17 protein-coding genes and 2 pseudogenes are annotated in these 25,638 nt (G+C 75.5%); 7 read left to right on the top strand and 12 right to left on the bottom strand.

Annotated features, from left to right (window positions below):
• Positions 1 to 468 precede the first annotated feature (468 nt).
• Positions 469 to 2,025 carry an alpha/beta hydrolase gene (locus C0216_RS11705; protein ID WP_246042489.1) on the top strand — a complete coding sequence of 519 codons (1,557 nt, stop codon included), beginning with the start codon at positions 469 to 471 and terminating at the stop codon, positions 2,023 to 2,025.
• A gap of 97 nt (positions 2,026 to 2,122) precedes the next feature.
• Here the strand turns inward: C0216_RS11705 and C0216_RS11700 are convergent, their stop codons facing one another.
• The 7 genes from C0216_RS11700 to C0216_RS11670 all read right to left on the bottom strand — a co-directional run bounded on the left by C0216_RS11700 (position 2,123) and on the right by C0216_RS11670 (position 12,364).
• Positions 2,123 to 3,484 carry an MFS transporter gene (locus C0216_RS11700; RefSeq protein ID WP_114055213.1) on the bottom strand — a complete coding sequence of 454 codons (1,362 nt, stop codon included), beginning with the start codon at positions 3,482 to 3,484 and terminating at the stop codon, positions 2,123 to 2,125.
• 3 nt (positions 3,485 to 3,487) lie between these two features.
• On the bottom strand, positions 3,488 to 3,901 hold the full coding sequence (locus C0216_RS11695) for a PaaI family thioesterase (protein ID WP_114055212.1): 414 nt from the start codon (positions 3,899 to 3,901) through the stop codon (positions 3,488 to 3,490).
• Positions 3,902 to 3,945: 44 nt separating this feature from the next.
• Positions 3,946 to 5,970 (bottom strand): NADPH-dependent 2,4-dienoyl-CoA reductase, encoded by a 2,025-nt coding sequence (locus C0216_RS11690; protein WP_114055211.1) that lies wholly within the window; start codon positions 5,968 to 5,970, stop codon positions 3,946 to 3,948.
• A gap of 159 nt (positions 5,971 to 6,129) precedes the next feature.
• The gene (locus C0216_RS11685; RefSeq protein ID WP_114055210.1) at positions 6,130 to 9,171 is read right to left on the bottom strand and encodes an alpha-mannosidase; all 3,042 of its coding nucleotides are present in this window, start codon (positions 9,169 to 9,171) and stop codon (positions 6,130 to 6,132) included.
• Positions 9,172 to 9,240: 69 nt separating this feature from the next.
• On the bottom strand, positions 9,241 to 10,077 hold the full coding sequence (locus tag C0216_RS11680; RefSeq protein ID WP_114055209.1) for a carbohydrate ABC transporter permease: 837 nt from the start codon (positions 10,075 to 10,077) through the stop codon (positions 9,241 to 9,243).
• The gene (locus tag C0216_RS11675) at positions 10,077 to 11,012 is read right to left on the bottom strand and encodes a carbohydrate ABC transporter permease (RefSeq protein WP_114055208.1); all 936 of its coding nucleotides are present in this window, start codon (positions 11,010 to 11,012) and stop codon (positions 10,077 to 10,079) included. Before C0216_RS11675 ends, C0216_RS11680 begins: the two co-directional genes overlap by 1 nt.
• Positions 11,009 to 12,364 (bottom strand): ABC transporter substrate-binding protein, encoded by a 1,356-nt coding sequence (locus tag C0216_RS11670; protein ID WP_114055207.1) that lies wholly within the window; start codon positions 12,362 to 12,364, stop codon positions 11,009 to 11,011. Before C0216_RS11670 ends, C0216_RS11675 begins: the two co-directional genes overlap by 4 nt.
• Before the next feature lie 345 nt (positions 12,365 to 12,709).
• Here C0216_RS11670 and C0216_RS11665 point away from each other — a divergent pair, with 345 nt between their 5' ends.
• On the top strand, positions 12,710 to 14,293 hold the full coding sequence (locus tag C0216_RS11665; RefSeq protein ID WP_162793176.1) for a PQQ-binding-like beta-propeller repeat protein: 1,584 nt from the start codon (positions 12,710 to 12,712) through the stop codon (positions 14,291 to 14,293).
• Between the two features lie 55 nt (positions 14,294 to 14,348).
• Here the strand turns inward: C0216_RS11665 and C0216_RS11660 are convergent, their stop codons facing one another.
• The 3 genes from C0216_RS11660 to C0216_RS11650 all read right to left on the bottom strand — a co-directional run bounded on the left by C0216_RS11660 (position 14,349) and on the right by C0216_RS11650 (position 16,499).
• A complete protein-coding gene (locus C0216_RS11660; protein ID WP_114055205.1) occupies positions 14,349 to 14,711 on the bottom strand; it encodes a hypothetical protein in 363 nt (120 codons plus the stop codon).
• Positions 14,712 to 14,871: 160 nt separating this feature from the next.
• The gene (locus C0216_RS11655) at positions 14,872 to 15,804 is read right to left on the bottom strand and encodes a serine/threonine dehydratase (RefSeq protein WP_114055204.1); all 933 of its coding nucleotides are present in this window, start codon (positions 15,802 to 15,804) and stop codon (positions 14,872 to 14,874) included.
• A 44-nt stretch (positions 15,805 to 15,848) separates the two neighbouring features.
• Positions 15,849 to 16,499: a TetR/AcrR family transcriptional regulator gene (locus C0216_RS11650; RefSeq protein WP_114055203.1), complete on the bottom strand. Its 651-nt coding sequence runs from the start codon at positions 16,497 to 16,499 to the stop codon at positions 15,849 to 15,851.
• 169 nt (positions 16,500 to 16,668) lie between these two features.
• Between C0216_RS11650 and C0216_RS11645 the strand changes: the two genes are divergently transcribed.
• From C0216_RS11645 to C0216_RS11625, 5 genes and pseudogenes are all read left to right on the top strand, one after another.
• Positions 16,669 to 18,351 carry a ricin-type beta-trefoil lectin domain protein gene (locus C0216_RS11645; protein ID WP_246042487.1) on the top strand — a complete coding sequence of 561 codons (1,683 nt, stop codon included), beginning with the start codon at positions 16,669 to 16,671 and terminating at the stop codon, positions 18,349 to 18,351.
• A gap of 155 nt (positions 18,352 to 18,506) precedes the next feature.
• Positions 18,507 to 20,825 carry an alpha-N-acetylglucosaminidase gene (locus C0216_RS11640; RefSeq protein ID WP_114055202.1) on the top strand — a complete coding sequence of 773 codons (2,319 nt, stop codon included), beginning with the start codon at positions 18,507 to 18,509 and terminating at the stop codon, positions 20,823 to 20,825.
• A 197-nt stretch (positions 20,826 to 21,022) separates the two neighbouring features.
• The gene (locus C0216_RS11635) at positions 21,023 to 21,379 is read left to right on the top strand and encodes a hypothetical protein (RefSeq protein ID WP_114055201.1); all 357 of its coding nucleotides are present in this window, start codon (positions 21,023 to 21,025) and stop codon (positions 21,377 to 21,379) included.
• A 67-nt stretch (positions 21,380 to 21,446) separates the two neighbouring features.
• Positions 21,447 to 23,055: pseudogene (locus tag C0216_RS11630) on the top strand (molybdopterin-dependent oxidoreductase).
• A 9-nt stretch (positions 23,056 to 23,064) separates the two neighbouring features.
• On the top strand, positions 23,065 to 23,988 hold the full coding sequence (locus C0216_RS11625; RefSeq protein WP_114055200.1) for an SDR family oxidoreductase: 924 nt from the start codon (positions 23,065 to 23,067) through the stop codon (positions 23,986 to 23,988).
• Here C0216_RS11625 and C0216_RS11620 read toward each other — a convergent pair.
• Together C0216_RS11620 and C0216_RS34970 are read right to left on the bottom strand one after the other, a co-directional pair.
• On the bottom strand, positions 23,979 to 25,004 hold the full coding sequence (locus C0216_RS11620) for an enoyl-CoA hydratase/isomerase family protein (protein ID WP_428985486.1): 1,026 nt from the start codon (positions 25,002 to 25,004) through the stop codon (positions 23,979 to 23,981). The genes C0216_RS11625 and C0216_RS11620 overlap by 10 nt on opposite strands.
• Positions 25,005 to 25,259: 255 nt before the next feature.
• A pseudogene (locus C0216_RS34970) lies at positions 25,260 to 25,607 on the bottom strand (DUF6434 domain-containing protein); the annotation flags it as partial.
• Positions 25,608 to 25,638: the final 31 nt, after the last annotated feature.

Below are 25,638 nucleotides of genomic sequence, written 5' to 3'. Positions count from 1 at the left end.
GACCGCTCCTTCCCGTCCGCCGCCGAGAGCGGAAGCGCCGGCCCGCCCGTTCCGTGCCCCGGGCGGACCCGGGACGTCTCCATCCTCCCTCCCCCGCCGCGGACGGGCAGCCCCAGCCGCGCCCGGATTCGGCCGTACGACGGAGTCCGGGGCCGAGGAGGCACCGCGGACCCCGCGCCGGAGTCCCCCGTACGTCGTACGCCGCTCGGCCCATGCCCGCGGAGGCGGCCGACCGCGCCGGGGCCGGCCTGCGCACCGCGCAGCCTGCGCCGTCGCGCCGCGGGCCGCCGCCGGGCGCCCGCCGGGCCGCGGGCCGCGGCCCGAATCAGGCGGTGTGTCGGCCAGTTGTCCGGATCCTTGCTCGTCCGAGAGGCGCACAGGAGGCGGCCCTCCGGGATGATTCGCCCGGACCTGTCCGTGCAACAGGGTGGTGGGCCCACCGACTTCACGGAGAGGAAACGGCATTTCGTGAACATCACACGCCTCGCGCCCGTGCTCGCCGCCGCAGGCCTGCTCGCCACCACCGTCCCCCTGCTGTCCGCCCCGCAGGCCGCGGCCGCCGGAACCCCGGAGTTCGTCCCGCAGAAGCCCGCATGGCAGCGGTGCAGCCCCGAGCAGCCGGCCTCCTACGAGTGCGCGACCGTCAAGGTGCCGCTCGACTACCGGCGCCCGCAGGGGCGCACCATCGACATCGCGATATCCCGGATGAAGAGCGCCGACCCGGCCAAGCGGCACGGCGTGCTGCTGATGAACCCGGGCGGCCCCGGCGGCCCCGGCCTCGACCTGCCGCTGATGGCGGACGAGTTGATGCCGAAGGACGTGCGCGACCGGTACGACGTGATCGGCTTCGACCCGCGCGGCGTCGGGGCGAGCAGCCCGGTCACCTGCGGCCTGACCGACGAGGAGCAGAACTTCAACCGGCCGTACAAGGAGGAGACCTTCCCGGCGGACGTCGCGTGGGCGCAGGCGGTCGCCGACAAGTGCCGCGAGAAGTCGGGGCGGGTGCTGCCGTTCATCACCACCCGCAACACGGCGCGCGACATGGACGCGATCCGCGCTGCCCTGGGCGAGAAGAAGATCAGCTATGTGGGCTACTCGTACGGCACGTACCTGGGCACGGTGTACTCGCAGATGTTCCCCTCCCGTACCGACCGCTTCGTCCTCGACAGCGGCGTGGACCCGAAGCGGGCGTGGCGCGGCATGATCCAGGTCTGGGCGACCGAGGCCGAGCCGGCGTTCGCGCGCTGGACGCGTTGGGCTGCCGAGCGGGACGGCGAGTACCGGCTGGGCGCGACGCCCGGGGCGGTGTCCAGGACGTTCTGGGACCTGGTGGCCCGCGCGGACCGCGAGCCGATCGACTTCGAGGGGCAGAAGCTCACGGGGGACGACATCCGCACCGCGCGGGCGCTGTTCTTCTACCCCGCGCAGGCGTCGCCCGTCGTCCGGGCGCTGGTCGACGCCGCGGAGGGCCGGCCCGCCGCCCTCACCCCGGAGCAGCGCGGTCTGCTCCGGCCGGCGTCGGAGCCGGCGTCGGACAACGGCACCGCCGCGTTCTGGGCGGTGGTGTGCGGGGACGTGGAGTGGCCGCGCTACCCGGAGCAGTACGCCCGTGAGGCCGCCCGCGACAAGGCGAGGTACCCGCTGTACGGCGACTTCGCCTCCAACATCAAGCCGTGCGCGTACTGGCAGCGGCCCATCGAACCGCCCACGAAGACGAACGTCCGGGCGAACGTCCTGACCGTGCAGAACGAGTGGGACTCCCAGACCCCGCTGGACAGCGGCCGGGCCCTGCACCGGGCGCTCGCGGGCTCGCGCATGGTGCTCGCCGAGGGCGGCGAGGGGCACGGCGTGTACATGTTCGAGCCGGAGTCCTGCGTCAACGCGACGGTCAACGCCTACCTGGCGGGCGGCGGCCTGCCCGCGGCGGACGTGACCTGCCGGAACGCTCCGGCGGGCGAGCGCCGCGCCGAGCTGGTGCCGTCCTCGCCGCAGCGCTTCCCGGGCGGCTCGCCGCTCCGGTTCTGAGCCCGCGCGCCGTCGGGCGCGCAGGCGTACGCCGGTCCCGTGCTCCCGAGCGGAGTGCGGGCCCGGAGCCCGGCCGGCCCGCCCGGGCCGGCCGGCGTCACGCCTGCCTCGCCCCGCCGGTGTCCGCGCCCGCTCCACCGGCGGCCCCCGAACCGGGGCCGGCTGCGGCCGGCGGGGCGGGCGGGCCGCCGGACCGGGCCGAGCGGAGCGGCGTCAGCAGCCCGGCGGCTGCGATGAGCAGGCAGAACACGCCGCCGGCGAGGCTGACGGGCGGCACGCCCCAGCGGCCCGCGCAGAGGGTGAGGACGGCGGCGCCGATCGGACCGGCGGCGTTGTGGACCGTCCAGAACGCCGAGGTGACCCGGCCGAGCAGCGGCTCGGGGGTGACCTCCTGGCGCAGGGTCATCGAGCTGACGCCGCCGAGGGTCATCCCGACCATGAACACCGCCGCTGCCGCGGCGATCACCGGCACGCTCGCGCTGGTCCCGGTCACGGCCACGGCGGCCCCAATCAGCCCGACCGACCCCAGCCAGCACGGCCCGAAGCCGAAGGCCCGCCGCAGCCGGGCCGCGCAGGCGGACGCGGCGACAACGCCGAGTCCGCTCACGGCGACGACGGCGCCGGTGACGGCAGCGTCCCGGCCGAGGTCCTCCTGGAGCCGGAAGACCAGCAGGTCGGTGGCGCCCATGGTGAGGAACGTCAGCAGGGTGAGCAGGACGGTCAGCGGCCGCAGTAGCCGGTGGCCCCACAGGAACGTGAAGCCCGTGGTGAACACCTCGCGAAGCCGGCCGCGCACCCCCTGCCGCCCGGTCCCGCCGCCGTCCCCGCCGGGGCCCGGGCCCCCCGGTGCCGGGCCGAACGCCACCCAGCGCAGGCTGAGCGCCGAGACGAGGAAGGTCGCCCCGTCCAGCGCGAGCGCCCAGGCGGCGCCGACCCCGGCCGTGACGAGGCCCGCCGCCACCGGCCCGAGCAGCGTGCCGACTGCGAAGGTGCCCATGAGGCGGGCGTTCGCGGCGGCGAGGTCCTCCCGACGCACCAGGGCCGGCACGGAGGTCACGTACGCCACGTCGAAGAGCGTCTTGAGGACGGTCACGACCGCCGTCAGCACGTACAGGACCCACAGGCGCGGCCCGGCGAGCCACAGGAAGGGCACCGAGCCGAGGAGCACGGCCCGCCCCAGGTCGCAGGCGATCATCAGGCGGCGCCGGTCGGTGCGGTCGGCGACATACCCGGCGAACAGCCCCGTCACGATGCCGGTGGCGCCCATGACCACGGTGAGCAGGCCCATCCGGACGATGGACCCGGTGGCTTCGAGGACCAGGAGCGGCAGGGCGAGGTAGGTGACCGAGCCGCCCAGGACGGACAGCGCCTGGCCGAGCCAGAAGACGGTGAAGTTCCGGTTCCGCCGGAGGGGCGGAGCCGGATCCTGCGGTAACGGGGTCGGGGCGGCCGGCGCCACGCCTCAGGCGAGGAGCGCGTAGACCGCCGACGCGGTCGCGGCCGGGTCCTGCGCCCCCTCCGGAGTCATCGTGACGTCCGCGAAGGCCATCCGCTTGCCCAGCTTGGTGACCCGCACCTCGATGAGCACGTCGGAGCCGGCCACGGGCCGCTGGAAGCTCGTCGACTGCTGGACGGTCGTCATCGGCCCGTACCCGCCGCGCGCGGCGCTGATCGCGATGACGGTGGCGGTGTCGGCCGCGGCCATCAGGGCCTGTCCGGACAGCCCGCCGCCGTCCCGGGCGAGCTCCCCGGACCAGGGCAGCCGCAGCACGGCGTGCCGGTCGCCCGTCTCCTCGACGGTCAGGCCCAGGGCCAGCACCCACGGGGCGAAGTTGTCCTTGAGGACCTTGTCTGCGTCTGCCGGTGTCAGGGTCACCCGCAGATTGTGGCGGCCCGGCGGGGCCGCCACAATCCCCCGGGTCAGAGCGAGGCGGCCAGTTCGGTGCCCTGGCGGATGGCCCGCTTGGCGTCGAGCTCGGCGGCGACGTCGGCGCCGCCGATCAGGTGCGCCTCGACGCCTGCCGCGCGCAGCTCCTCGTACAGGTCGCGGCGCGGCTCCTGGCCGGTGCACAGGACGACGGTGTCGGCGGGGACGAGGCGCTGCTCGCCGTCGACGGTGATGTGCAGGCCGTCGTCGTCGATGCGGTCGTACGAGGCGCCGGCGACGGACACGACGCCGCGGTGCTTGAGTTCGGCGCGGTGGATCCAGCCGGTGGTGGTGCCGAGGCCGGCGCCGACCTTGGTGGTCTTGCGCTGGAGGAGGTGGACGCGGCGCGGGGAGGCCGGGCGGTCGGGGGCGGTCAGGCCGCCGGGGCCGGCGTACGAGGTGTCGACGCCCCAGTGGCGGAAGTAGACCTCCGGGTCCTGGGAGGCGCCCTCGCCGCTGTCCGTGAGGTACTCGGCGACGTCGAAGCCGATGCCGCCGGCGCCGACGACCGCGACGTTCTCGCCGACGGGGGCGCCGTCGCGCAGGACGTCGAGGTAGCTGACGGCCTTGGCGTGGTCGACGCCCTCGATGGCGGGGATGCGGGGGGTGACGCCGGTGGCGACGACGACCTCGTCGTAGCCGCGCAGGAGCTCCGGGTCGGCGGCGGTGTTCAGGCGGACCTCGACGCCCTGCTCGGCAAGCTGGTGGCCGAAGTAGCGGATGGTCTCCTCGAACTCCTCCTTGCCGGGGATGCGGCGGGCGATGTCGAGCTGGCCGCCGATGTGGCCGGAGGCCTCGAAGAGGGTGACGGTGTGGCCGCGCTCGGCGGCGGTGACGGCGCAGGCGAGGCCGGCCGGGCCGGCGCCGACGACGGCGACGCGCTTGGCGAGCCGGGTGGGCGAGAGGACGAGCTCGGTCTCGTGGCAGGCGCGGGGGTTGACCAGGCAGCTGGTGATCTTGCCGCTGAAGGTGTGGTCGAGGCAGGCCTGGTTGCAGCCGATGCAGGTGTTGATGGCCTCGGGGCGGCCCGCGGCGGCCTTGGCGACGAAGTCGGCGTCGGCGAGGAAGGGGCGGGCCAGGGAGACGAGGTCGGCGCGGCCTTCGGCGAGGATCTCCTCGGCCTTCTCGGGGGTGTTGATGCGGTTGCTGGTGACGAGCGGGACGGACACCGCTCCCATCAGCCGCTTGGTGACCCAGGTGTAGGCGCCGCGCGGCACGGAGGTCGCGATGGTGGGGATGCGCGCCTCGTGCCAGCCGATGCCGGTGTTGATGATGGTGGCGCCTGCGGCCTCGACCTCCTTGGCGAGGTGGACGACCTCGTCGAGGGTGGAGCCGCCGGGGACCAGGTCGAGCATGGAGAGGCGGTAGATCAGGATGAAGTCGGGGCCGACGGCCTCGCGGGTGCGCCGGACGATCTCCAGGGGGAAGCGCACGCGGTTCTCGTACGAGCCGCCCCAGCGGTCCTCGCGGCGGTTGGTGGCGGCGGCGGTGAACTCGTTGATCAGGTAGCCCTCGGAGCCCATGATCTCGACGCCGTCGTAGCCGGCGAGCCTGGCGAGGCGGGCGGCGCGGACGAAGTCCTCGACGGTCTGCTCGACCTCGGCGCCGGTCAGCTCGTTCGGGACGAAGGGGCTGATGGGCGCCTGGAGCGCGCTGGGGGCGACCAGGTCCTTGTGGTAGGCGTAGCGGCCGAAGTGGAGGATCTGCATGGCGATCTTCCCGCCCTCGGCGTGCACCGCCTCGGTGATCACCCGGTGCTCGGCGGCCTCCTCCTCGGTGGTGAGGCGGGAGCCGCCCTCGAAGGGCCGGCCCGCGTCGTTGGGGGCGATGCCGCCGGTGACGATCAGGCCGGCGCCGCCGCGGGCGCGCTCGGCGTAGAAGGCGGCGAGGCGCTCGAAGCCGCCCTCGTGCTCCTCCAGGCCGGTGTGCATCGAGCCCATGACCACGCGGTTCGGCAGGGTGGTGAATCCGAGGTCCAGGGGGCTCAGCAGGTGCGGGTACCGGCTCTGGGAACTCATGGGGGCGCCTCCTCGCGCGGGGGTGGATGGAACCTGTTGTAGCGAGGAGGCCCCCCTTTTGCAACTAGGTGCATAACCGGGCCGGGGCCACTCCCCCGGCGCGGCGGGCCGGCCGGCCCGCCGGCTGTGGCGGAACCCACACCCGACGGCCGGGCGCGGTCAGGCGCGGCGCAGGCGGACCGTGGCGATCTGGAACGGGCGCAGCGCCAGCGGCACCGACCCGTCCGCCGCCGGCGGGCCGACCGCGGTGCCGTCGAGGGGCCGCTCCAGCAGGTCGCTCTCGACGGCGGCCACGGGCCGGAAGTCCGCCGTGAGGACCGCCGCGGCACGGCCGCCGAGGCACTCGTACAGGCGGACCACGACGTCGCCGCTGCGGTCCTCCGCCAGCTTGACCGCCTCCACGACCACCGCGCCGCCCGCCGGGCCGCCCGCGGCCGCCACCGAGACCAGCGGGGCGACGGGGCCGGCGCCGGGCACCGTGCGCTCGGGCAGGTTGAGGAAGCGGGCCTCGCGGACCGCGTCGCCGATCCCGGCCCCCGGCGCCAGCGCGTACCGCAGCGTGTGCCGGCCCTGGTCGGTCTCCGGGTCGGGGTAGCGGGGCGCCCGCAGCAGGGACAGCCGGACCGTGGTGGTCTGCCCGCCGTCGGGCCGCACGTCGCGGGTGACGTCGTGGCCGTACGTGGAGTCGTTGAGGAGCGCGGCGCCCCAGCCCGGCTCCCCTGCGTGGATCCAGCGGTGGGCGCAGATCTCGAACTTGGCCGCCTCCCAGGAGGTGTTGGTGTGGGTGGCCCGGTACACGTGCCCGAACTGCGTCTCGGAGGCGGTCCGTTCGGCCTTGACGTCCAGCGGGAAGGCCGCCTTGAGGAACTTCTCCCTCTCGTGCCAGTCGACCTCGGCGACGAGGTCGACCTGTTGGGCGTCCGCCCGCAGGGTGATCCACTGGGTGGCCCGGGACCTGCCGAAGGAGCGCTCCACACGGACCGCCGCGGCGTCCGGGCCGTGCTGCTCGGCGGCCAGGGAGTCGTGGTCCGCGAGGTCGGTGACGTGGTTGCGGTAGAACGCGTCGACGTCCCAGGCGTCCCACATGTTCGGCAGGTCGCGGTGGATCTGGAGCAGGTTGGCAGCCTGACCCGGGGCCACCGCCTCGCGGCCGGCCGCGAGGTCGACGGCGGAGGTGATCAGGCCGCGCCCGTCGACCTCCACCCGCAGCAGCCCGTTCTCCAGGACGTACCCGCCCTGCGGCCGGTCCCGCAGGGACACCCGCCCGGCCGGCGGCTCCGGCACCCCGGCGCCGCCCGCGGGCACGCCCCGGCGGGCGTGCGGGGCGCAGTTGAAGACGAGCCCGGTGTCGCCCTCCCCGGCGAGCGCGGCCTGCGCCGCGACGGTGATCGCACGCAGCTCGGTGTGGATCCGGGCGTACGCGGCGCGGGCCTCGCGGTGCACCCAGGCGATGGACGATCCGGGCAGGATGTCGTGGAACTGGTGCAGCAGCACCGTCTTCCAGATCCGCTCCAGCTCCTCGTACGGGTAGGCGTACGACGGCACCCGCACGGCGGCGGTGGCCGCCCACAGCTCCGCCTCGCGCAGCAGGGACTCGCTGCGCCGGTTGCCCTGCTTGGTCTTGGCCTGGGAGGTGTAGGTGCCGCGGTGCAACTCCAGGTAGAGCTCCCCGGCCCAGACGGGGGCGTCGGGGTATTCGGCGCGGGCCTTCTCGAAGAACGCGTCGGGCGCCTCGACCTCGACGCGCGGGGAGCCTTCGAGGTCGCGCAGGCGGGCGGCCCGGGCGAGGTGCTCGCGGGTCGGCCCGCCGCCGCCGTCGCCCCAGCCGAAGGGGGCGAGGGAGCGGGTGCCGCGGCCCTTCTCGCGGTAGTTGCGGGCCGCGTGGGCCAGCTGGGCCCCGCCGAGGTCGCCGTTGTAGGTGTCGACGGGAGGGAAGTGGGTGAAGACGCGGGTGCCGTCGATGCCCTCCCACAGGAAGGTGTGGTGGGGGAAGGCGTTCACCTGCGACCAGGAGATCTTCTGCGTCAGGAACCACTGCGAGCCGGACAGGCGGATGATCTGCGGCATGGCGGCGGTGTAGCCGAAGGAGTCGGGGAGCCACACGTTGCGCGTCTCGATGCCGAACTCGTCCAGGAAGAACTTCTTCCCGTACAGGAACTGCCGGACCATGGCCTCCCCGCCGACCATGTTCGTGTCGGACTCGACCCACATGCCGCCGACCGGCACGAAGCGGCCCTCCGCGGCCTTCTTCTTGATCCTCTCGAACAGTGCGGGCCGGTGGGTCTTGATCCAGTCGAGCTGCTGGGCCTGGGACATGGCGAAGACGAAGCCGGGGTGGCCGTCCATGAGGGAGACCGCGTTGGAGGCGGTCCGCGCGACCTTGCGGACCGTCTCGCGCAGCGGCCACAGCCAGGCCGAGTCGATGTGGGCGTGGCCGACGGCGCTGATCCGGTGCGCGGAGGCGGCGGCCGGCGAGGCGAGCACCCCGGCCAGCCGGGCTCGCGCCGCGGCGGCCGTGCCGGGCACGTCGTCGGGGTCCACCTCGTCGAGGGCCGCGTCGAGCGCGCGCAGGATCGCGTACCGGCGGGCGTCGTCGGCGGCGAGCTGCACCATCAGGTCGTGGAGGACCTCCAGGTCCTGGACGAGCTCCCAGACCTCCGCCTCGAAGACGGCCAGGTCCATCCGGGCGAGGCGGTAGAGCGGCTGCGCGCTGCTGGTGAGCCTGTCGCCCTCGGAGGTGGGGGCGTGTTCGACGAGGACCGGGTTCGCGGCGGCCTCGACGTACCACTCGATCCGCTCGCCGCCGGCAGCCCGGTCGGCGACCCGCACCCAGTCGTTGTACGGGTTGAGGCCCTTGACCTCGCTGCCGTCGGCGAGGTGGACGAGGCCCTCGCACTGGAAGCCGGGCATCATCCGGTCGAATCCGAGGTCGAGGACGGCCTCCACGGTGCGCCCGGCCCAGTCGCCGGGCACACTGCCGCTGACCTTGAACCAGGTGGTGCCCCAGGCCGGCCCCCAGGCGTCGCCGACGGCGCAGGGGGCGTACGGGGCCGCCAGGCCCTCGGCGACGGGCACCGGCTCGCCGGGGGCGTCCCAGCGCTCGACGGCGAGGGGGACGGGCCGGGAGTACACGGCGGGTTTGATGCGCTCGGCGAGGGTCCGGCGCAGGCGGTGCTCGGTGATGCTGCGGTCGTCGTGCACGGCGGCTCCAGGGAGGCGGACGGGACGGGGCGGGGCGGGAGGTACGGCCGGGCGGCGGGCGGGCGGCGGTCAGAGTTTGACCGCTCCCTCGCCCACCCCCTTGAAGAAGAAACGCTGGAGGGCGAAGAAGAGCAGCACCATCGGCAGCAGTGCGGCCATCGCACCGGCGGCGATGATCCGCTGGTCGTTGGTGGTGGTGGCGCCGGCGAGGGTCTTCAGGCCGAGCTGGAGGGTGTAGTGGTCGCTGTCGGTGAGGACGAGCAGCGGCCAGAGGAAGTCGTCCCAGGCACCCATGAAGCTGGTCAGGCACACGACGGCCAGGGAGCCCTTCGCGGCGGGGAGGAAGACGCGGGTGAAGCGGGTCCACTCGCCGGCCCCGTCGAGGACGGCGGCCTCCTCGATCTCCTGCGGCACGGCCAGGAACGCCGACCGCATGATCAGGATGTTGAGGACGGAGACGGCCCCCGGGAGCCAGACCCCGACGAGGGTGTCGACGAGCCCCATGCCGCGGATGGTGAGGAACATCGAGACCATGACGGACTCGAACGGGAACATCAGCGTCGCCACGAGCACGGTGAACACGGTGCGGCGGCCCGGCCACCCGGCCCGGGAGAGCGCGTAGCCCCCCATCGCGGCGAACACCGCGTTCGAGGCGACGGCGAGGGCTGCCACGACCAGCGTGTTTCCGGTGTACTGGAGCAGCGGGAACGACTCGGCGACGCGGACATAGTTGTCGAGGGTCGGCTGCGAGGGCAGGACGCCGTGGTAGACGTTCTCGGTGCGGCCGCGCAACGAGGTCAGGAACTGCCAGGCCAGCGGCCCGGCCATCAGGGCGAGCACGGCCAGGAGGAGGGCGTACCGGGCGGCGAGCACCGCCGCGCGGCGGGCCGCGTGCCGGGGGCGCATCACGTCTCGTCCCCCCTCGCCAGGCGGCGGCCGAGCAGGCTGAAGGCCAGGGTGAGCAGGAACAGCAGCAGGGAGATCGCCGAGGCGTAGCCGGTCTCGCCGGCGAAGCCGAGACCGACCTGGCGGATGAGGAAGGGCAGGGTGCGGGCGCCGCCGCCCGGGCCGCCGCTCTCGCCGCCGAGGATGTAGACCTCGGTGAAGACGCGCAGCGCGGACACGGCGGAGAGGGTGCCGACCAGCAGCATCATCGGCTTCACCTGCGGGACGGTGATGTGGACGAAGCGGCGGACGGGGCCGGCGCCGTCCAGGGCGGCCGCCTCGTGGAGGGAGGCGGGGACGTTCCCGAGGGCCGCCAGGTAGAAGACCATGTAGTAGCCGAGCCCCTTCCACACGGTGACGAGCATCGCGGAGACCAGCAGCATCGTGCTGTCCGTCAGGAACGGCACCGGCTCCGACACGATCCGGAGCCTCAGGAAGACCGTGTTGACGAGGCCGTCGCTGCGCAGCACCCACTGCCAGACGAGGCCGACGACGACGGCCGAGGCGATCACCGGCGTGTAGTACGCCGAGCGGAAGAACCCGATGCCGGGCACCCTGGCCTGCACCAGCACGGCCAGCGCGAGCGGCAGCAGCACCAGGCACGGCACGACGACGAGCAGGTACAGGACGCTGTTTCCCGCGGCGGTCCAGAAGTCCGGGTCGGCGAGCGCCCGGCGGTAGTTGCCGAGGCCGACGAAGCCGCCGCCGGTGAGGATGCGGGCGTCGGTGAACGACAGGACCACGGTGTTGGCGAACGGCCACAGGCCGAACAGCGCCACCGCCGCCAGGCCGGGCGCGAGGAACAGGTACGGGCTCCACCACCGGCGGTGGAGGGGCCCGCGCGCCGCCGCCCCCGCGGTGCGCGGGCCGGCGGGCCGCCGGCTTCCGCGGGTCACCTGCGGGCCGCGTCGGCGAGCAGCTTGTCGGCCTCCTCCTGGGCCCTGCGCACGGCGGTCGCGGCGTCCTGCTCGCCCTTGATCGCCTTCTGCACCTCGCGGACCACGGCGTCGCCGACCTGGTTGGTCCATTCGACGGGGGTGTTGGCGTCGAGGGCGGCGGTCTTCAGCTGCTCGGCGCCGACCGCCCGGGCGACCGTGTCGGCGTCGCGGCCGTCCCCGCGGTCGGCGAAGCGGGGGTCGGCGAGGCCCTGCGCGCTGGAGGGGTAGACGGTCGCGTTCCGGGAGAACTCGACCTGGTTGGGCCCGTTGGTCACCCACCGGGCGAACGCGATCGCGGCGTCCGGGTGGCGGGTGCTCTTGCGGATCCCGAGGGACTGGGCGTAGATGCCGATGTGGCCGAGCCTGCCGGTGACGGCGCCGGCGACCCGGGTGTCGGCGTAGACCTGCGGGGCGTTCTGTTTGATGTCGCGGACGAAGCCGGGGGATCCGGGGCCGAAGACGAGCTTTCCGCTGCCGTACAGCTGGTTGACGTCGTCGGAGGTGAGGAGCGACTCCTTCGGCATGGCCCCCTTGGCGTACAGGGACTTCATCCGCTCGACCCAGGCGACGGCCTCGGGGGTGTCGAACGCGAACCGGTCCCGGGCTGCGTTGAGGATCGGGACGCCCATCTTCTGCCAGTCGCCGGGGAGCCTGCCCTTGGGGTCGGCCATGAAGGCCGCGTACCGGCCCCCGGAGCGCTCCGCTATCCGGTCGGCGTGGTCGAAGAACTGCTCGACGGTGGTCGGCGGCCGGTCCGGGTCGAGGCCGGAGGCGCGGAAGAGCTCCTGGTTGTAGGTGAGGATCTCCGGGGTGACGTACCAGGGGTAGGCGAAGACGCTGTCGCCGCGGCCGGGGAGCTTGAACTGCTCCCAGGCACCGGGGATGTACTCCTTCGCGGCGCCGGGGTCGAGTGCGGCGACATCGGCGAGCAGGCCGCGGTCGGCAAGGAGCTGGAAGGAGTCGGTGTTGAGGTTGACGACGTCGGGGAGGGCGCCCGCCTGGGCGTCGGCGACGAGCTTCTCGTTGTAGCCGCCGCCGGGGACGTCCTCCCAGCGGACGCGGACGCCGGGGTGCTCCGCCTCGAAGGCGTCGACGACGCCCTGCACGTACGCCGTGTACGTGGGTTTGAGCTGGAGCGTGCGGAAGGTGATCTCGCCGGAGGCCTTTCCGGTGCGGCGGGTCTCGCCGCCGTCGGGTGCGCCGTCGAGCCCGCACGCGCCGGCGGCGAGGAGGACGCCGGCCAGGAGTGCGGCGCGGGCGGTTGTGCGGCGGGGGCGGGGCGGGCGTGCGGGCAGGTGCGAACGGTTCATCGTCGGCCGCCTTAGGGGAGTTCCGGCCTCGCTGCCGGAGCGCGGGGCCCACGCTGGACCCCGCTGCGGACCGCGTCAACGCGGCCCCGCGCGGAGTGGCCGGGGAGCCGTGCCCCGTACGGCGGCCCGGGCAGCCGCGGGGGTCCGCGGGGCGGCCGGGTCAAGAGGCGGCGGCCTGGACTGATGCGGATGAGGCGGGTGTTCCGGGCGGACTGCCGCCGTGCGGAGCGGGAGGCGGCCCTGCGCCGCATTTTGACTTCATCCGGGCGGCTCCGGACCGCCGCCGGCCGGGGGAAGTCCGGAAATGCCGTCCCCTGCGGGCGCCCCACCGGCCACACTCTTCCCATGACCGGTCGTGATCACGGTGAGCCGCCCCGGCCCGACGTCCCTCCGCAGCAGCCGTCGGCGCCCCCCGGCTTCGGCCCGGCGCCGCAGCCGTACGCCCCCGCGGCGCCCGTACCGGTCTCCCGGCACGGGATGCGGGGCGAGCGGGCCGCGGTGGTCGCGGCCCTGGCCGCGGCGGCGCTCGCCGTCGCCGGGTTCGGCTGGGCGGTCCTCGGCGGCAGGGGCGGCGAACCGGAACCGTCCGCGGGCGGCGGGGCGTCCGCGTCGCCGCCCGCCTCCCCCTCGGCTTCCGTGGACAAGGGCGACGGCAAGGGGACCGGCACGGGACCCGACACCGTCGACCCCAACGCCGGGATCAAGCCCGGCGAGGCCCCGATCTGGCTGGTCGAGAACCGCGTGGAGGTCGCCGGGGCGGGCGCCCGGCAGTACGGCCCGTGGCGCGTGGGCGAGGTGGTGGTCCGGGCCATGGACAAGGAGATCGCCGGGTACGGGGCGGCCGACGGCCGGGAGAAGTGGAAGGTGCAGCTGGAGACCCCGCTGTGCGGGGTGCCGAAGGAGCCTGCAGCCGGCGGGAAGCTCGTCGTCGCGGTGCGGGAGGGCCAGGGGCCGACCACGCACTGCAACGCGCTCCGGCAGATCGACCTCGCGGCGGGCAAGGCGGGCTGGAAGGCCCCGGTGCCGCAGGAGAACGACTACGACCGGCCGCTGGAACTGCAGATGGCGGTGTCGGGCGACACCGTGGCCGTCGCCCGGTCGGCCGTCATGAGCGGGTTTTCGGCCACGGACGGCAGGAAGCTCTTCGGGACCTCCAAGACGGGCGGCTGCTACCCGGCGGCCTTCGGCGGCGGCGCCCGGCTGGTCCTCGTCCGCCGGTGCCCTGACCCGGGCGGCGCCCCGGGAGCGGGGCGGTCCCTGCTGGAGGAGGTTGACCCGGCCACGGGCGCCGCGAAGTGGGGCCACACGTTCGAGGGCGGCTGGACCGTCGGCCGGGTCCTGTCCTCCGACCCGCTGGTCGCGGCCTCCTACCACAGCGGCCGCAAGGCGTGGAGCCTCACCGCGTTCACCGCGGACGGCAAGGTCCGCTCGCACGGCGAGGCGCCGTTCGGGACCGACAAGCGGTGCAACGGCTGGGGCGACGGCAGCGGCGCCCTGGGGGACTGCCCCGCCGCCGTGGCCGACGCCGGCACCCTGTACCTCGCCGGCGGCGCCCCGGGCCGCGAACTGGGCATCGACCTCACCGACCACGTCATCGCCGTGGACCTCGCCACCGGCAAGGAGAAGTGGCGGGCGAAGGCCCCCGACGGCCGCCGGATCTGGCCGACGGCCCTGGAGGACGGCAAGGTCGTCGCCTACCTGTGGCCCGAAGGCAGGGCGGCGGGGGCCATGGCCGCGCTGAAGCCGGCGGACGGCTCGCTGGAGGTGTTCCTGCAGAGCCCGGCCGGAGCGGCGGGGGCGCAGCAGGTCTTCTTCCCGCACGGCGCGCACACGGCGTGGGCCGGCGGACGGCTGTTCCTGCTCAACGGGCGGGTGAAGAGCCCGGAGCCCGGACTCGTCCACCACGCACTGCTGTCGTTCGGCAGATAGCCGGGGCCGGCCTGCGCCCCGCCGGGGTGCGGGCCGGACCGGGCCGCTCCGGCGGTTACTGGAGCGGGTACTGGACCTTCTCGGCGAGCTTGCCGTCCTTGAAGCAGAGGCGGTAGACGGTCTCGCCGGCCGACTCGCCCTCGCCGTTGACGAACCAGGAGCAGGTGCTGCCCGCGGGCTCGGCCGGGCCGCCGGTCTTGAGGGCGTCCTTGATGAAGGAGTCGCCGGACGGCAGCTTGGCGCGGACGGCGTCCTCCGCGTCGCCGACCTGCACGGCGGCGTACACCGACGGGTCGATCATGGTCTTGTTCGCGGCGTCGACCACCTTGGTGAGCCCGAACGCCAGCGCGACCGCGCCGGCGATGCCGATGACCAGCGCCACTCCGCAGCCGATGAGACATCCCTTGCGCCGTGCCATGCCCGTTCCTCCGTGCGTCTTCCGCGTGCCGTGGGGGTGTTTCCTTCTGACACGAGGACTTTCGCAGGAGGGAAGGCAGCCGCGCTGTCCCCGAAAGTCGCAGGTCGGCGCAACGATCGTCGCGTCGGCGGGGGCGGACTGCCGTACGGGGCGGTCCCGTTCAGCTCCCGGCCGACAGGTCCGACGGATCCGTGTTGGCCCCGCACAGCACCACGGCGACGCGCTCGCCGAGCGGTTCGGGGGCGGCCCGTACGGCGGCCAGGGCCGTCGCGGCGCCCGGCTCGACGACGATCCGGTGCTCCTCCCACAGCCTCCGCCGGGCCGCGGTGATCGCGGCGTCGGGCACGAGGACCGAGCGGACTCCCCCGGCGCGGGCGGCGGCCAGGGCGTCCGCGGAGACGCGGGTGGCCCCCAGCGAGTCGGCGGCCACCGAGTCCACCGGGACGTCGACGGGCCGGCCCGCCTCCAGCGCCGCGGACAGGGCCCGGCAGCCCTCCGGTTCGGCGGCGGTGACGCGCACGCCGTGCTCCCGGGCGGCGGTGGCGACCCCGGCGAGCAGTCCGCCGCCGCCGACGGCGACGACGACCGCGTCCAGGCCCGGCAGGGCGGCCCGTACTTCTTCCAGCAGGGTTCCGGCGCCCGCCGCGATGAGGGGGTGGTCGTACGCGTGGGAGGCGAGGGCGCCGCTGCGCGCCGCGAACTCCGCGCAGGCGGCCTGCGCTTCGGCGTACCGCTCGCCGACGAGGCGGACGTCCGCGCCGTAGCCGCGCAGCCGGTCCACCTTGATCCGGGGCGCGGTGGCCGGCAGGAAGACGGTGGCGGGTACGGACTGGGCGCGGGCCGCCCAGGCGCAGGCGAGGCCGGCGTTGCCGCCCGAGGCGATGGCGACTCCGGCATCGGGAAGCGTCCCGGCAGCGCGGTGCGCGGCCAGGAAGTTGTGGGCGCCCCGGGCTTTGAAGGAGCCGGTGTGCTGGAGGTACTCCAGGGCGTACCAGACGCCCCCGCCGGCGGGCGCCACGGCGGCGGGCCGGACGGCCCCGGCGATCCGGGCGGCGGCGGCGCGGACGGCCGCCGGGTCGAGCTGCTTCTCCACGGGGGCGGATCCCTTTCGCTGGGGGGGGCGGGGCGGCGCCGGGGCTACTGCTGCGGGGTGTCGGGCCGCGCGGCGTCGATCAGCCGGCGCAGGGCGGCGGCGTACACGGCGTGGTCGGTGAGGACGGGCAGGACCCGGGGGAGGGCGCCCGTCAGGACGGGGAACTCCTCCGGGTCGAGGGCGGCGATGGCGGTCCGCGAGGCGGCGGTGGCGGCGGCCGGGTCGCGGTGGTCGACGAAGGCGGCGCAGCCGAGGGTGAGCAGGTACATGCCCCGGTAGACGGCCATCGCCTCGGCGGGGTCCATCCCGGCGGCCGTACTGTCCGCGAGGGAGGGCTCGACGAGCCGGGCCAGCAGCTCGCGGCCGGTCCACGGGCGGCTCCCGCGCAGCACCAGCAGCCCGGGGTGGGCGACGAGCAGGCGGTAGAGGGCGGTGAAGCGGAGCTCCGCGGCCTCGGCCCAGCCGGTTCCGGCGGGTACCTCGGGCAGGCGGCGCGCGAGGTGGTCGGTGCACAGGTCCAGCAGGCCCGCGAGGTCGGTGCAGCGGCGCTGGACGGTGGCGTGGGAGACGCCGAGCCGTTCGGCGAGGACGCGGAAGCTGAGTGCGCCGGGGCCGTCCTCGTCGATGATCCGCAGTGCGGCCTCGGCGATCGCCGACGGGGTCGCACGGTCCAGGGCGGGTGATCTGCGGGGCATGCGATACAGCGTATCAGCCACTGTCACAAAACCGTGGGGGTCTCCGATCGTGTGACAGCCCCTACACCCATATTGCTGGTCATCCCGGCACAAACCATCAGCTTGCGTTGACAGCGGGTAGCCGCACCGCTGCACTGGGCGCACCACCGCCCCCTCGCAAGGAGTCTCCGTGCCGCCTCGCCTGCGTGCCTCGCTCCCCTGCCTCACCGCGGCCGCCCTGCTCGCCCTCGGGCTGGCCCCCGCCCCCGCGGCCGCCGAGCCCACCGCGACCTCGGACACGCCGCTCGCCCTGACCCCGCCGATGGGCTGGAACAACTGGGCGCACTACATGTGCGACATCGACGAGGCGAAGGTCGTCGCCAACGCCGACGCGCTCGTCGCAAGCGGCCTGGCCGCCAAGGGCTACGACACGGTCACCGTCGACGACTGCTGGATGACCAGGAGCCGGGACGCGGACGGCAACCTCGTCGTGGACACGGAGAAGTTCCCGCACGGCATGGCCTGGCTGGGCGAGTACCTGCACGCGAAGGGCCTGAAGTTCGGCATCTACCAGGACGCCGGCTCACTCACCTGCGAGAAGTACCCCGGCAGCGGCTCCCCCGACGGCGGCGGCCCCGACCACTACGCCCGGGACGCCCGGCTGTTCGCGTCCTGGAAGGTCGACTACGTCAAGATGGACGGCTGCAACCTGTGGGTGCCGCCCGGCAAGACGAAGGAGCAGGCCTACCGCGACGCCTACAACGCGGTGGCCCGCGCGCTGCGCGACAGCGGCCGGCCCATGGTGCTGTCGGCGTCCGCACCGGCCTACTTCCAGCAGGGCGAGTGGGGCTCGGCCGACTGGCACAAGGTCATCGACTGGGTCGGCGAGACCGGGCAGCTGTGGCGCGAGGGCAAGGACATCAAGGTCTACAGCCCGGCCGCACCGGCCGCCTCGCGCTGGAGCTCCGTCCTCGGCAACTACGGGTACAACCGCTGGCTCGGCCGGTACGCGGGCCCCGGCAACTGGAACGACCCCGACTTCCTCATCGCGGGCGCCCCCGGCCTGACCGACGCCGAGAGCCGCAGCCAGGTCGCGCTGTGGGCGATGATGGCCGCCCCGTTCATCCTGTCCTCCGACGTCTCCGCACTCACGCCCGGCGGGCTCGCCGCGCTCGGCAACACCGACCTGATCGCCCTGGACCAGGACCCGATGGGCCGCCAGGGCGCGGTGGTCTCCGCGAACGCCACCTTCGAGGTGCTGGCCCGGCCGCTGGCGAACGGGGACCGGGCCGTCGCCGTCCTCAACCGGTCCGCCGCCACCCGCGACATCTCGGTCCCGCTCGCCGACATCGGGCTCTACGGCTGCACGGTGACCGCCAAGGACCTGTGGAGCGGCGGCCGCACGGAGGTCGCCGCCAACCTGACGGGCAGGCTCGCCGGCCACGACACTGCGGTGTGGCGGCTCACCCCGCACGAGGGCTGCGGGGACGCCGTCCCCACCGGCCAGATCACCGGTGACGGCGTGAAGTGCGCGGACGGCGCCAACACCACCGGCGTCGGCGCGGTCGTCCTCGCCGGGTGCACGGCCGCCGCCGACCAGCGGTGGGTCGTCGCCCCCGACGCGACGCTCCGGCTGGCCGGCCAGTGCCTGGCCGCGGGCGCCGACGGCCTCGTCGAACTGGCGCGCTGCGCGCCCCGGCAGCCGGGACAGCGCTGGACGCACCGCCGCGACGGGGCCCTCGTATCGGCGGCGTACCGGCTCTGCCTGACCGCACCCGCGCCGCCGGCCACGGCGGACGCCCCGGCCGAGCGCCTGCGGCTCGCCGACTGCGGCGACCACCGGGTCGACCAGGCCTGGTCACTGCCGGTCTGACGGTACGCCGGGCAGGTGCCCCGCGGTGCGGCCGCCGGGGGCATCCGCCGGACGGCGCCGTCCGGCGGATGCCCCGCTCCCCCCACCCCGCGCCCGGCGCCCCGAGCCCGGCGCCCCGAGCCCACCCGTGTCCCGCCTCCCGCAGCGACGGAGCCATGACGAACCACCCCGAACGCCCGGCGGCGGGCCGCGGCGGGCCGCGCCCGCACGCGCGGGCCCCCCGCCCCGCCTCCCGCACCCGCACCTTGGCGGCGGTTCCCGCCGCGCTGCTCGCCCTCGCGCTGGCCGCCGCCCTCCCCGGCCCGGCCCCCGCCCGGGCCGCCTCGGCCCCCGCATCGCACCGTGCGGGCGCGGAGGCGGCCCGCGCCTTCGACGCCGGCCCCGCGCGGGCCGCCCTGCGGCGCCTGCTGCCGCGGCACGCCGCCCAGTTCACCCTTGTACCCGACCGGGCGGCCGGCCCGGACACCTTCACCGTCTCCGGACGGACCGGCGCGATCACCGTCCGCGGCTCGACCGGCGCGACCCTGCTGACCGGCGTCGGCTGGTACCTCCAGCACGTCGCCGGCGTCGACATCGGCTGGCCGGGCGAGAGCACCGGCATGCTGCCCGCCCGCCTGCCCGCGGTTCCCGCACCCGTCACCCGCAGCGCCCAGGTGCCCCACCGGTACGCCCTCAACGACACCGACGACGGCTACTCGGGCCCCTACCGCACCTTCGCGCAGCACCAGCGGCAGATCGACCTGCTCGCCCTGCACGGCGTCAACGAGGTGTTCGTGCAGGTCGGCGCCGAGTACCCGTACCACCGGACCTTCCAGCACTTCGGGTACACCGCCGCGGAGCTGCGCGCGTGGATCCCCGGCCCCGCCCACCAGAGCTGGTGGCTGCTGCAGAACCTGAGCGGCTTCGGCGGGCCCGTAGCCGAGCGCCTGATGCGCGAGCGCGCCGCCGTCGGCCGGAAGATCGCCGAGCAGCTCCGCGGCCTGGGCATGACCCCGGTCCTGCCCGGCTACTACGGGACCGTCCCGCCCGGCTTCGCCGCCCGCAACCCGGGCGCGGCCACGGTGCCGCAGGGCGACTGGGCGGGCTTCGAGCGGCCCGACTGGCTGGACCCGTCCTCGCCGGTGTTCGCCGAGGTGGCCGCCCGCTACTACGCCGAGCAGCGCGCGGTGTTCGGCGACAGCACCATGTACCGGATGAGCCCGCTCCACGAGGGCGGCACGGCCGGCCCGGTGGACGTGCGGGCGGCCTCCGGCGCCGTCCAGGCGGCCCTGCACGCCGCGCACCCCGGGGCGCTGTGGGCGGTGCTGGGCTGGCAGGACAGCCCCCGCCAGGAGCTGCTCGCGGGGACGGACACCTCGAAGCTGCTCATCCTGGACGGCCTGTCCGACCGGTACAACCGCCTGGACCGCGAGGCCCGCTGGGGCGGCGCCCCGTACGCGCTCGGCACGATCTACAACTTCGGCGGGCACACCACCATCGGCGCCAACACCTCCGTGTGGCTGGACCGGTTCGGCGCGTGGCGGGCCAAGGAGGACAGCGCACTGCGCGGCACGGCCTACCTGCCCGAGGCCACCGGCACCAACCCGGCCGCCTTCGACCTGTTCACGGACCTCGCCTGGGAGCCGGGCCCGATCGACCACCGGGCGTGGTTCGCCGCGTTCGCGGCCCGCCGCTACGGGCGGCCCGACAAGGAGGCGGCCGCGGCCTGGGAGGAGCTGCGCAAGGGGCCCTACAGCACCTCGTCCGGGCTGTGGTCAGAGTCCCAGGACAGCCTGTTCACGGCCCGGCCGAGCCTGACCGCGGCCGCGGCCGCGCACTGGAGCCCCAAGTCGATGCGCTATCCGGCCGATTCGGTGCGCCGGGCGCTGGACCACCTCCTGAGGGTGGATCCGCGGCTGCGCGGCTCCAGCGCCTACCGCTTCGACCTCGTGGACACCGCCCGGCAGGCGCTCGCCAACCACTCGCGGGTGCTGCTGCCGCGGATCCGCGCCGCGTACACGGCCCGCGACCTGGCCGCGTTCCGCGAGCTGACCGCCGCCTGGCAGGACGCCGAGCGCCGGCTGGACGCGCTGGCGGGCTCCGACCCGAACCTGCGGCTCGGCACCTGGCTGGCCGCCGCCCGCTCCTGGGGCGCGGACCGCGCGGAGCAGGACCGGTACGAGTACGACGCACGCTCGATCCTGAGCGTGTGGGGCCGGCACAGCACCAGCGAGGGCGGCTTCCTGCACGACTACGCGAACCGCGAATGGGGCGGCCTGGTTCGGGAGCTGTACGCGCCGCGCTGGGCGGCGTACTTCGCCTCGCTGGAGGAGGCCCTGGTCGGCGGGACCGCGCCGCGCGCGATCGACTGGCACGCCTTCGAGGAGGAGTGGGCCCGGCGCACCACCCGGCACTCCTCCGGGGCGCAGGGGCCGGCCGGGGACCCGTACGCGCTCGCCTCCGGCGTGGCCCGGCTGCTGGCGGCCGCAGGGTAGCCGGGCACACCCGCACCGGCTTCACCCGTTCGGGGGAATTGGGCTCCTCCGGGGAGGGAGAACCCGGCATCCGCCCGCCGCACGGGGCGGGCACTCGCTTCACTGTCCCGGAAGCGAACAGGGGCGGCCGCCGGGGGATCCGGCGGCCGCCCCTTCCGACGCCGTGACGGCATGACACGAGCAGGAGTGCAGCGAGCATGTCCCACACCGGACACGAGCGGCCCGGCCGGTCCGGGCAGGAGGGCCCCGCGCAGGGGGCACCGGCCGCCGAGGGCCGGGAGGCCGCCGCGCCGCCGCCGGCCCCGCCTGCCGCCGGTGAGCGGGTGCCGGACCCGTCCCGGGAGGGCGCCGGGCGGGTGCCGGGCGTGCCGCAGCCCGGCGATCCGGTCGAGCTGCTGACGGACGGGGTGGTGGAGCTCCGCAAGCGCGGCGGGCTCGCCGCGCGCCTGTCCGGCCCGGCCGAGGGCCGCGGACCGGACGCGGAGGACCGGCTGGAGACGGTGGCCCGGCAGGCGGCCGAGCGCGTCGCGGCGGAGGGCAACCCGCGCGTGTGAGCCGCCGGAGGGAGCGCGCGGCGGGACACTGGAAGCGTCGGGTGGCCGGTCGGCGGACGGACTGCACATGGCGGGCGGGAAGACGGTATCCGGGCGGCGGCGCCTCCTCCTCGGGGGCGCCGCCTGCGGGCTGCTCGCGGCGTGCGCGGGCCTGGCCGCGGCGGAGCTGGCCGCGGCGGCGGTCCGCCCCCGAGGCGGCCCCCGTGGCCGCGGTGGGAGGCACGCTCGTCGACCTCGCCCCGGCGGCGGTGAAGGAGTGGGCGGTCCGCACGTTCGGGACCGCCGACAAGCCGCTGCTGGCCGCCGGGATCCTGCTCGTCCTCGCCGCGGTCGCCGCGGCGGCCGGCGTGCTCGCCGCGCACCGCCCGCGGGCGGGCGCGGCCGCCGCCGCGGGCGTCGGGCTCCTGGGGGCGGCGGCCGCCCTGGGCCGGCCGGGGGCCTCCTGGCAGGACGCGCTGCCGTCGGCGGCGGGGGCCCTCGCCGCCGCTGCGGTGCTCTACGGGCTCGTCCGCGCCCTGCGCCGGCCCGGTCCCGCGGGTGCGCCGCCCGGCGGTGCGCGGGCGATGGACCGGCGCCGCTTCGGGCGGCTCGCGGCGGGCGTCCTCGCCGCCTCGGCGGTCGCCGGGTACGCCGGCCGCCGGCTCGGCGCGCACGGCTCGGCCGAGGCCACGGCCTCCCGGGCCGCGCTGGTCCTGCCGCCGGCCGCGGTGCCCGCGCCGCCGGTTCCGCCCGGCGTCGACCCCCGGGTGCCGGGGGCGTCCCGGTTCTTCACCCCGAACCGGGAGTTCTACCGGGTGGACACCGCCCTGGTGGTGCCGCGGGTGGACGCGGGCGCGTGGCGGCTGCGGATCCACGGCGAGGGCGTCGCCCGCCCGCTGGAACTGGACCTGCGCGAGCTGCTGCAACGTCCGCTCGTGGAGCACGACATCACCCTGACGTGCGTGTCGAACGAGGTCGGCGGCCCGTACGCGGGCAACGCCCGCTGGCTCGGCGTCCGCCTGGCCGACCTGCTGCGCGAGGCCGGCGTACGGCCCCCGTCGGAGGGCGGTCCCGCCGACCAGCTGGTGGCGCGGTCGGTGGACGGGATGACGCTGGGCACGCCGGTCGAGACCGTCATGGACGGCCGGGAGGCGCTCCTCGCCGTCGGGATGAACGGCGAGCCGCTGCCGTTCGCGCACGGCTTTCCCGTCCGGATGGTCGTACCGGGGCTGTACGGGTACGTGTCGGCCTGCAAGTGGCTGCGGGAGCTGCGACTGACGACGTTCGCCGCGTACGACGCGTACTGGGTGCGCCGGTCCTGGGCGGCGCGGGCGCCCGTCAAGACGCAGTCCCGGATCGACACCCCCCGCCCGTCCGCCCGGCCCGTGGCGGGCCGGATCGCGGTGGCCGGCGTGGCGTGGGCGCAGCACCGCGGCATCTCCCGGGTGGAGGTGCGGGTCGACGGCGGCCCCTGGCAGCAGGCCCGGCTCGCCGCAGCGGACGGGGTGGACACCTGGCGGCTGTGGTCGTGGCCGTGGGAGGCATCCCCCGGGCGGCACACGCTCCAGGTGCGGGCGGTGGACGGCACGGGGGCCGTGCAGACGGCGGCCCGCGCCCCGGTCCTGCCCGACGGGGCGACGGGCCTGCACACGGTGGCCGTGGACGTCGTGCCCCCCGGATGGGGCGGGGCGGCATAGGGTCGGGGCATGGCGCAGGCACAGCAGACGCTTGACGGGAAGGTCGCCCTGGTCGCCGGTGCGACGCGGGGCGCGGGGCGCGGCATCGCGGTCGAACTGGGCGCGCAGGGCGCGACGGTGTACGTGACGGGGCGCAGCACGCGCGGCCGGCGCTCGGAGTACGACCGGCCGGAGACGGTGGAGGAGACCGCGGAGCTGGTCACGGCGGCGGGCGGGAAGGGAATCGCGGTCGTCGCCGACCACCTGGTGCCCGAGCAGGTGGAGGCCCTGGTCCGGCGGATCGACGCCGAACAGGGGCGCCTGGACGTGCTGGTGAACGACATCTGGGGCGGCGAGCTGCTGTTCGAGTGGGACGGCACCGTGTGGGACCACGACCTGGACAACGGGCTGCGGCTGCTGCGGCTCGCCGTCGACACCCACGCCATCACCAGCCACTTCGCGATGCCGCTGCTGCTGCGGCGGCCGGGCGGGCTGGTGGTGGAGATGACGGACGGGACCGCCGAGTACAACGCGAGCCGGTACCGCGTGTCGTTCTTCTACGACATCGCGAAGTCGGCGGTGCTGCGGATGGCGTTCGCGCTGGGGCACGAGCTGGGCCCGCGCGGGGCGACGGCGGTCGCGCTGACGCCGGGCTGGCTGCGCTCGGAGATGATGCTCGACACCTTCGGGGTGACCGAGGCGAACTGGCGGGACGCACTGGAGCGGGTCCCGCACTTCGCGATCTCGGAGAGCCCCGCGTACGTGGGCCGGGCGGTCGCCGCGCTCGCCGCCGACCCGGAGGCCGCCCGCTGGAACGGGCAGTCGCTCTCCAGCGGGCAGCTCGCCCGGGTGTACGGGTTCACGGACCTGGACGGGAGCCGGCCGGACGCCTGGCGGTACCTGGTCGAGGTGCAGGATCCGGGCCTGCCGGCGGACACCGCCGGCTACCGCTGATCCGCCGCGGCCGCGTCGGCGGGCGGCTCGAAGAACCGGGCCACGTCGGCGTCGGACACGTCGGCGAGCGCGGCGGGGTTCCAGCGCGGGGTGCGGTCCTTGTCGACGACCTGGGCGCGGATGCCCTCGACGAGGTCGGGTGAGCGCAGGGCGTTGCAGGAGACCCGGTATTCCTGGGCGAGGGCCTCCTCCAGCGAGGTGAGGGCGGCGGTGCGGCGCATCGCGGCGAGGGTGGCCTTCAGCGCGGTCGGCGACTTGGCGAGGAGCGCCTCGGCGGCCTCCTTCGCGGCCGGGTCGTCCTCGGCGAGGAGCCGGTCGAGGGTCTCCTCGACGGTGTCGGCGGCGTGGCAGCGGTCGATCCAGTGCCGCCGGGCGGCGAGGACGCCCGGGGCGGGTTCGGTGGCGAACCGCGCGACGGCCTCGCGGGCGGGGGCCTCGGCGAGGGCGGCGGCCAGGTCGGGGAGGTGTTCCGCGGGCACGTGGTGGTCGGCGAGGCCGCACAGCAGCGCGTCGGCGGCGCCGACGGCCGAGCCGGTGAGCGCGAGGTGGGTGCCGAGCCGGCCGGGGGCGCGGGAGAGCAGCCAGGTGCCGCCCACGTCGGGGACGAAGCCGATGCCGGTCTCCGGCATGGCGACGCGGGAGCGCTCGGTGACGACGCGGACGCTGCCGTGGGCGGACACGCCGACGCCGCCGCCCATGGTGATGCCGTCCATGAAGGCGACGTACGGCTTGGGGTAGCGGGCGATGAGCGCGTTGAGCCGGTACTCGTCGCGCCAGAAGGCGGCCGAGGCGGAGGTGCCCGCCTTGGCGTCGTCGTGGATGGCCCGGATGTCGCCGCCCGCGCACAGGCCGCGGTCGCCGGCGCCGCGGACGAGGACCTGCTCCACCTCCGGGTCGTCCGCCCAGGCGCGGAGGACCTCCTCCATGCGCAGCACCATGGGGTGTGTGAGGGCGTTCAGGGCCCGGGGGCGGTTGAGGGTGACCACCCCGGTGCGCCCCTGCCGGTGGGCCAGGATGTGGTCGGCGGCGTCTTCGCTGTTCACGGCAGCCAGTATGGACGGTCGGCTGCGGGGGCGGGAGCGGTGGGCCCGCCAGGCGGCCAGGGCCTCGGCGCGGGGCCTGCCGGGGTGGCGGGCGTGCCAGTCGCGCAGGAAGCGGTTGAACTCGAACTGGCCGCCGATCTCCTGGGGTCGGGCGGCGGCGGTGCGGGTGGTGTGCCAGTGGGCGACGGCCTCGGCGAGGGTGCGGCCGGCTCCCTGGGCGATGTAGTCCCGCATGGCTGCGTCGAAGTGGAAGGACGGCCCGATCTCGCGGGTGAAGAACTCCCTGAGGACCTGGCTGCACCGCTGGCCCGGCGGGATGGCCGTACGGCCGTCGACGGGCGCGGCGAGCTGCCGGCCCGCCCTGCGGGGGGCGGGCCGGACCGGTTCGGCGGCCGGGCGGCCGTCGAGTGCGGCGGCCAGCCGCGCGGTCACGGCGGCCTTGCCGCCGCCGGAGGAGAGCCCCATGGCCCGGGCGAGCGCGGTGAGCTCGGCCAGTGTCCAGTACCAGCGCTGCAATTCGGCACCGGTCAGTTCGGCCGTCAGGGAGGGCCGCCCCTCCCCCTCGTTCGTACGCATGTTCGCATCATAGGGGCGCCGGACACGCCTC

Source organism: Streptomyces globosus, from assembly GCF_003325375.1.
Taxonomy (GTDB): domain Bacteria; phylum Actinomycetota; class Actinomycetes; order Streptomycetales; family Streptomycetaceae; genus Streptomyces; species Streptomyces globosus_A.
Note: the sequence above shows the minus strand (reverse complement) of the source record. Positions and strands in the feature narration are given on the sequence as shown.

Excerpts from the sequence above, each read along its gene's own strand:
- C0216_RS11690 (WP_114055211.1), bottom strand. The coding sequence starts at position 5,970 with ATGAGTTCCCAGAGCCGGTACCCGCACCTGCTGAGCCCCCTGGACCTC.
- C0216_RS11680 (WP_114055209.1), bottom strand. The coding sequence starts at position 10,077 with ATGCGCCCCCGGCACGCGGCCCGCCGCGCGGCGGTGCTCGCCGCCCGG.
- C0216_RS11670 (WP_114055207.1), bottom strand. The coding sequence starts at position 12,364 with ATGAACCGTTCGCACCTGCCCGCACGCCCGCCCCGCCCCCGCCGCACA.
- C0216_RS11665 (WP_162793176.1), top strand. The coding sequence starts at position 12,710 with ATGACCGGTCGTGATCACGGTGAGCCGCCCCGGCCCGACGTCCCTCCG.
- C0216_RS11660 (WP_114055205.1), bottom strand. The coding sequence starts at position 14,711 with ATGGCACGGCGCAAGGGATGTCTCATCGGCTGCGGAGTGGCGCTGGTC.
- C0216_RS11650 (WP_114055203.1), bottom strand. The coding sequence starts at position 16,499 with ATGCCCCGCAGATCACCCGCCCTGGACCGTGCGACCCCGTCGGCGATC.
- C0216_RS11640 (WP_114055202.1), top strand. The coding sequence starts at position 18,507 with ATGACGAACCACCCCGAACGCCCGGCGGCGGGCCGCGGCGGGCCGCGC.
- C0216_RS11635 (WP_114055201.1), top strand. The coding sequence starts at position 21,023 with ATGTCCCACACCGGACACGAGCGGCCCGGCCGGTCCGGGCAGGAGGGC.
- C0216_RS11625 (WP_114055200.1), top strand. The coding sequence starts at position 23,065 with ATGGCGCAGGCACAGCAGACGCTTGACGGGAAGGTCGCCCTGGTCGCC.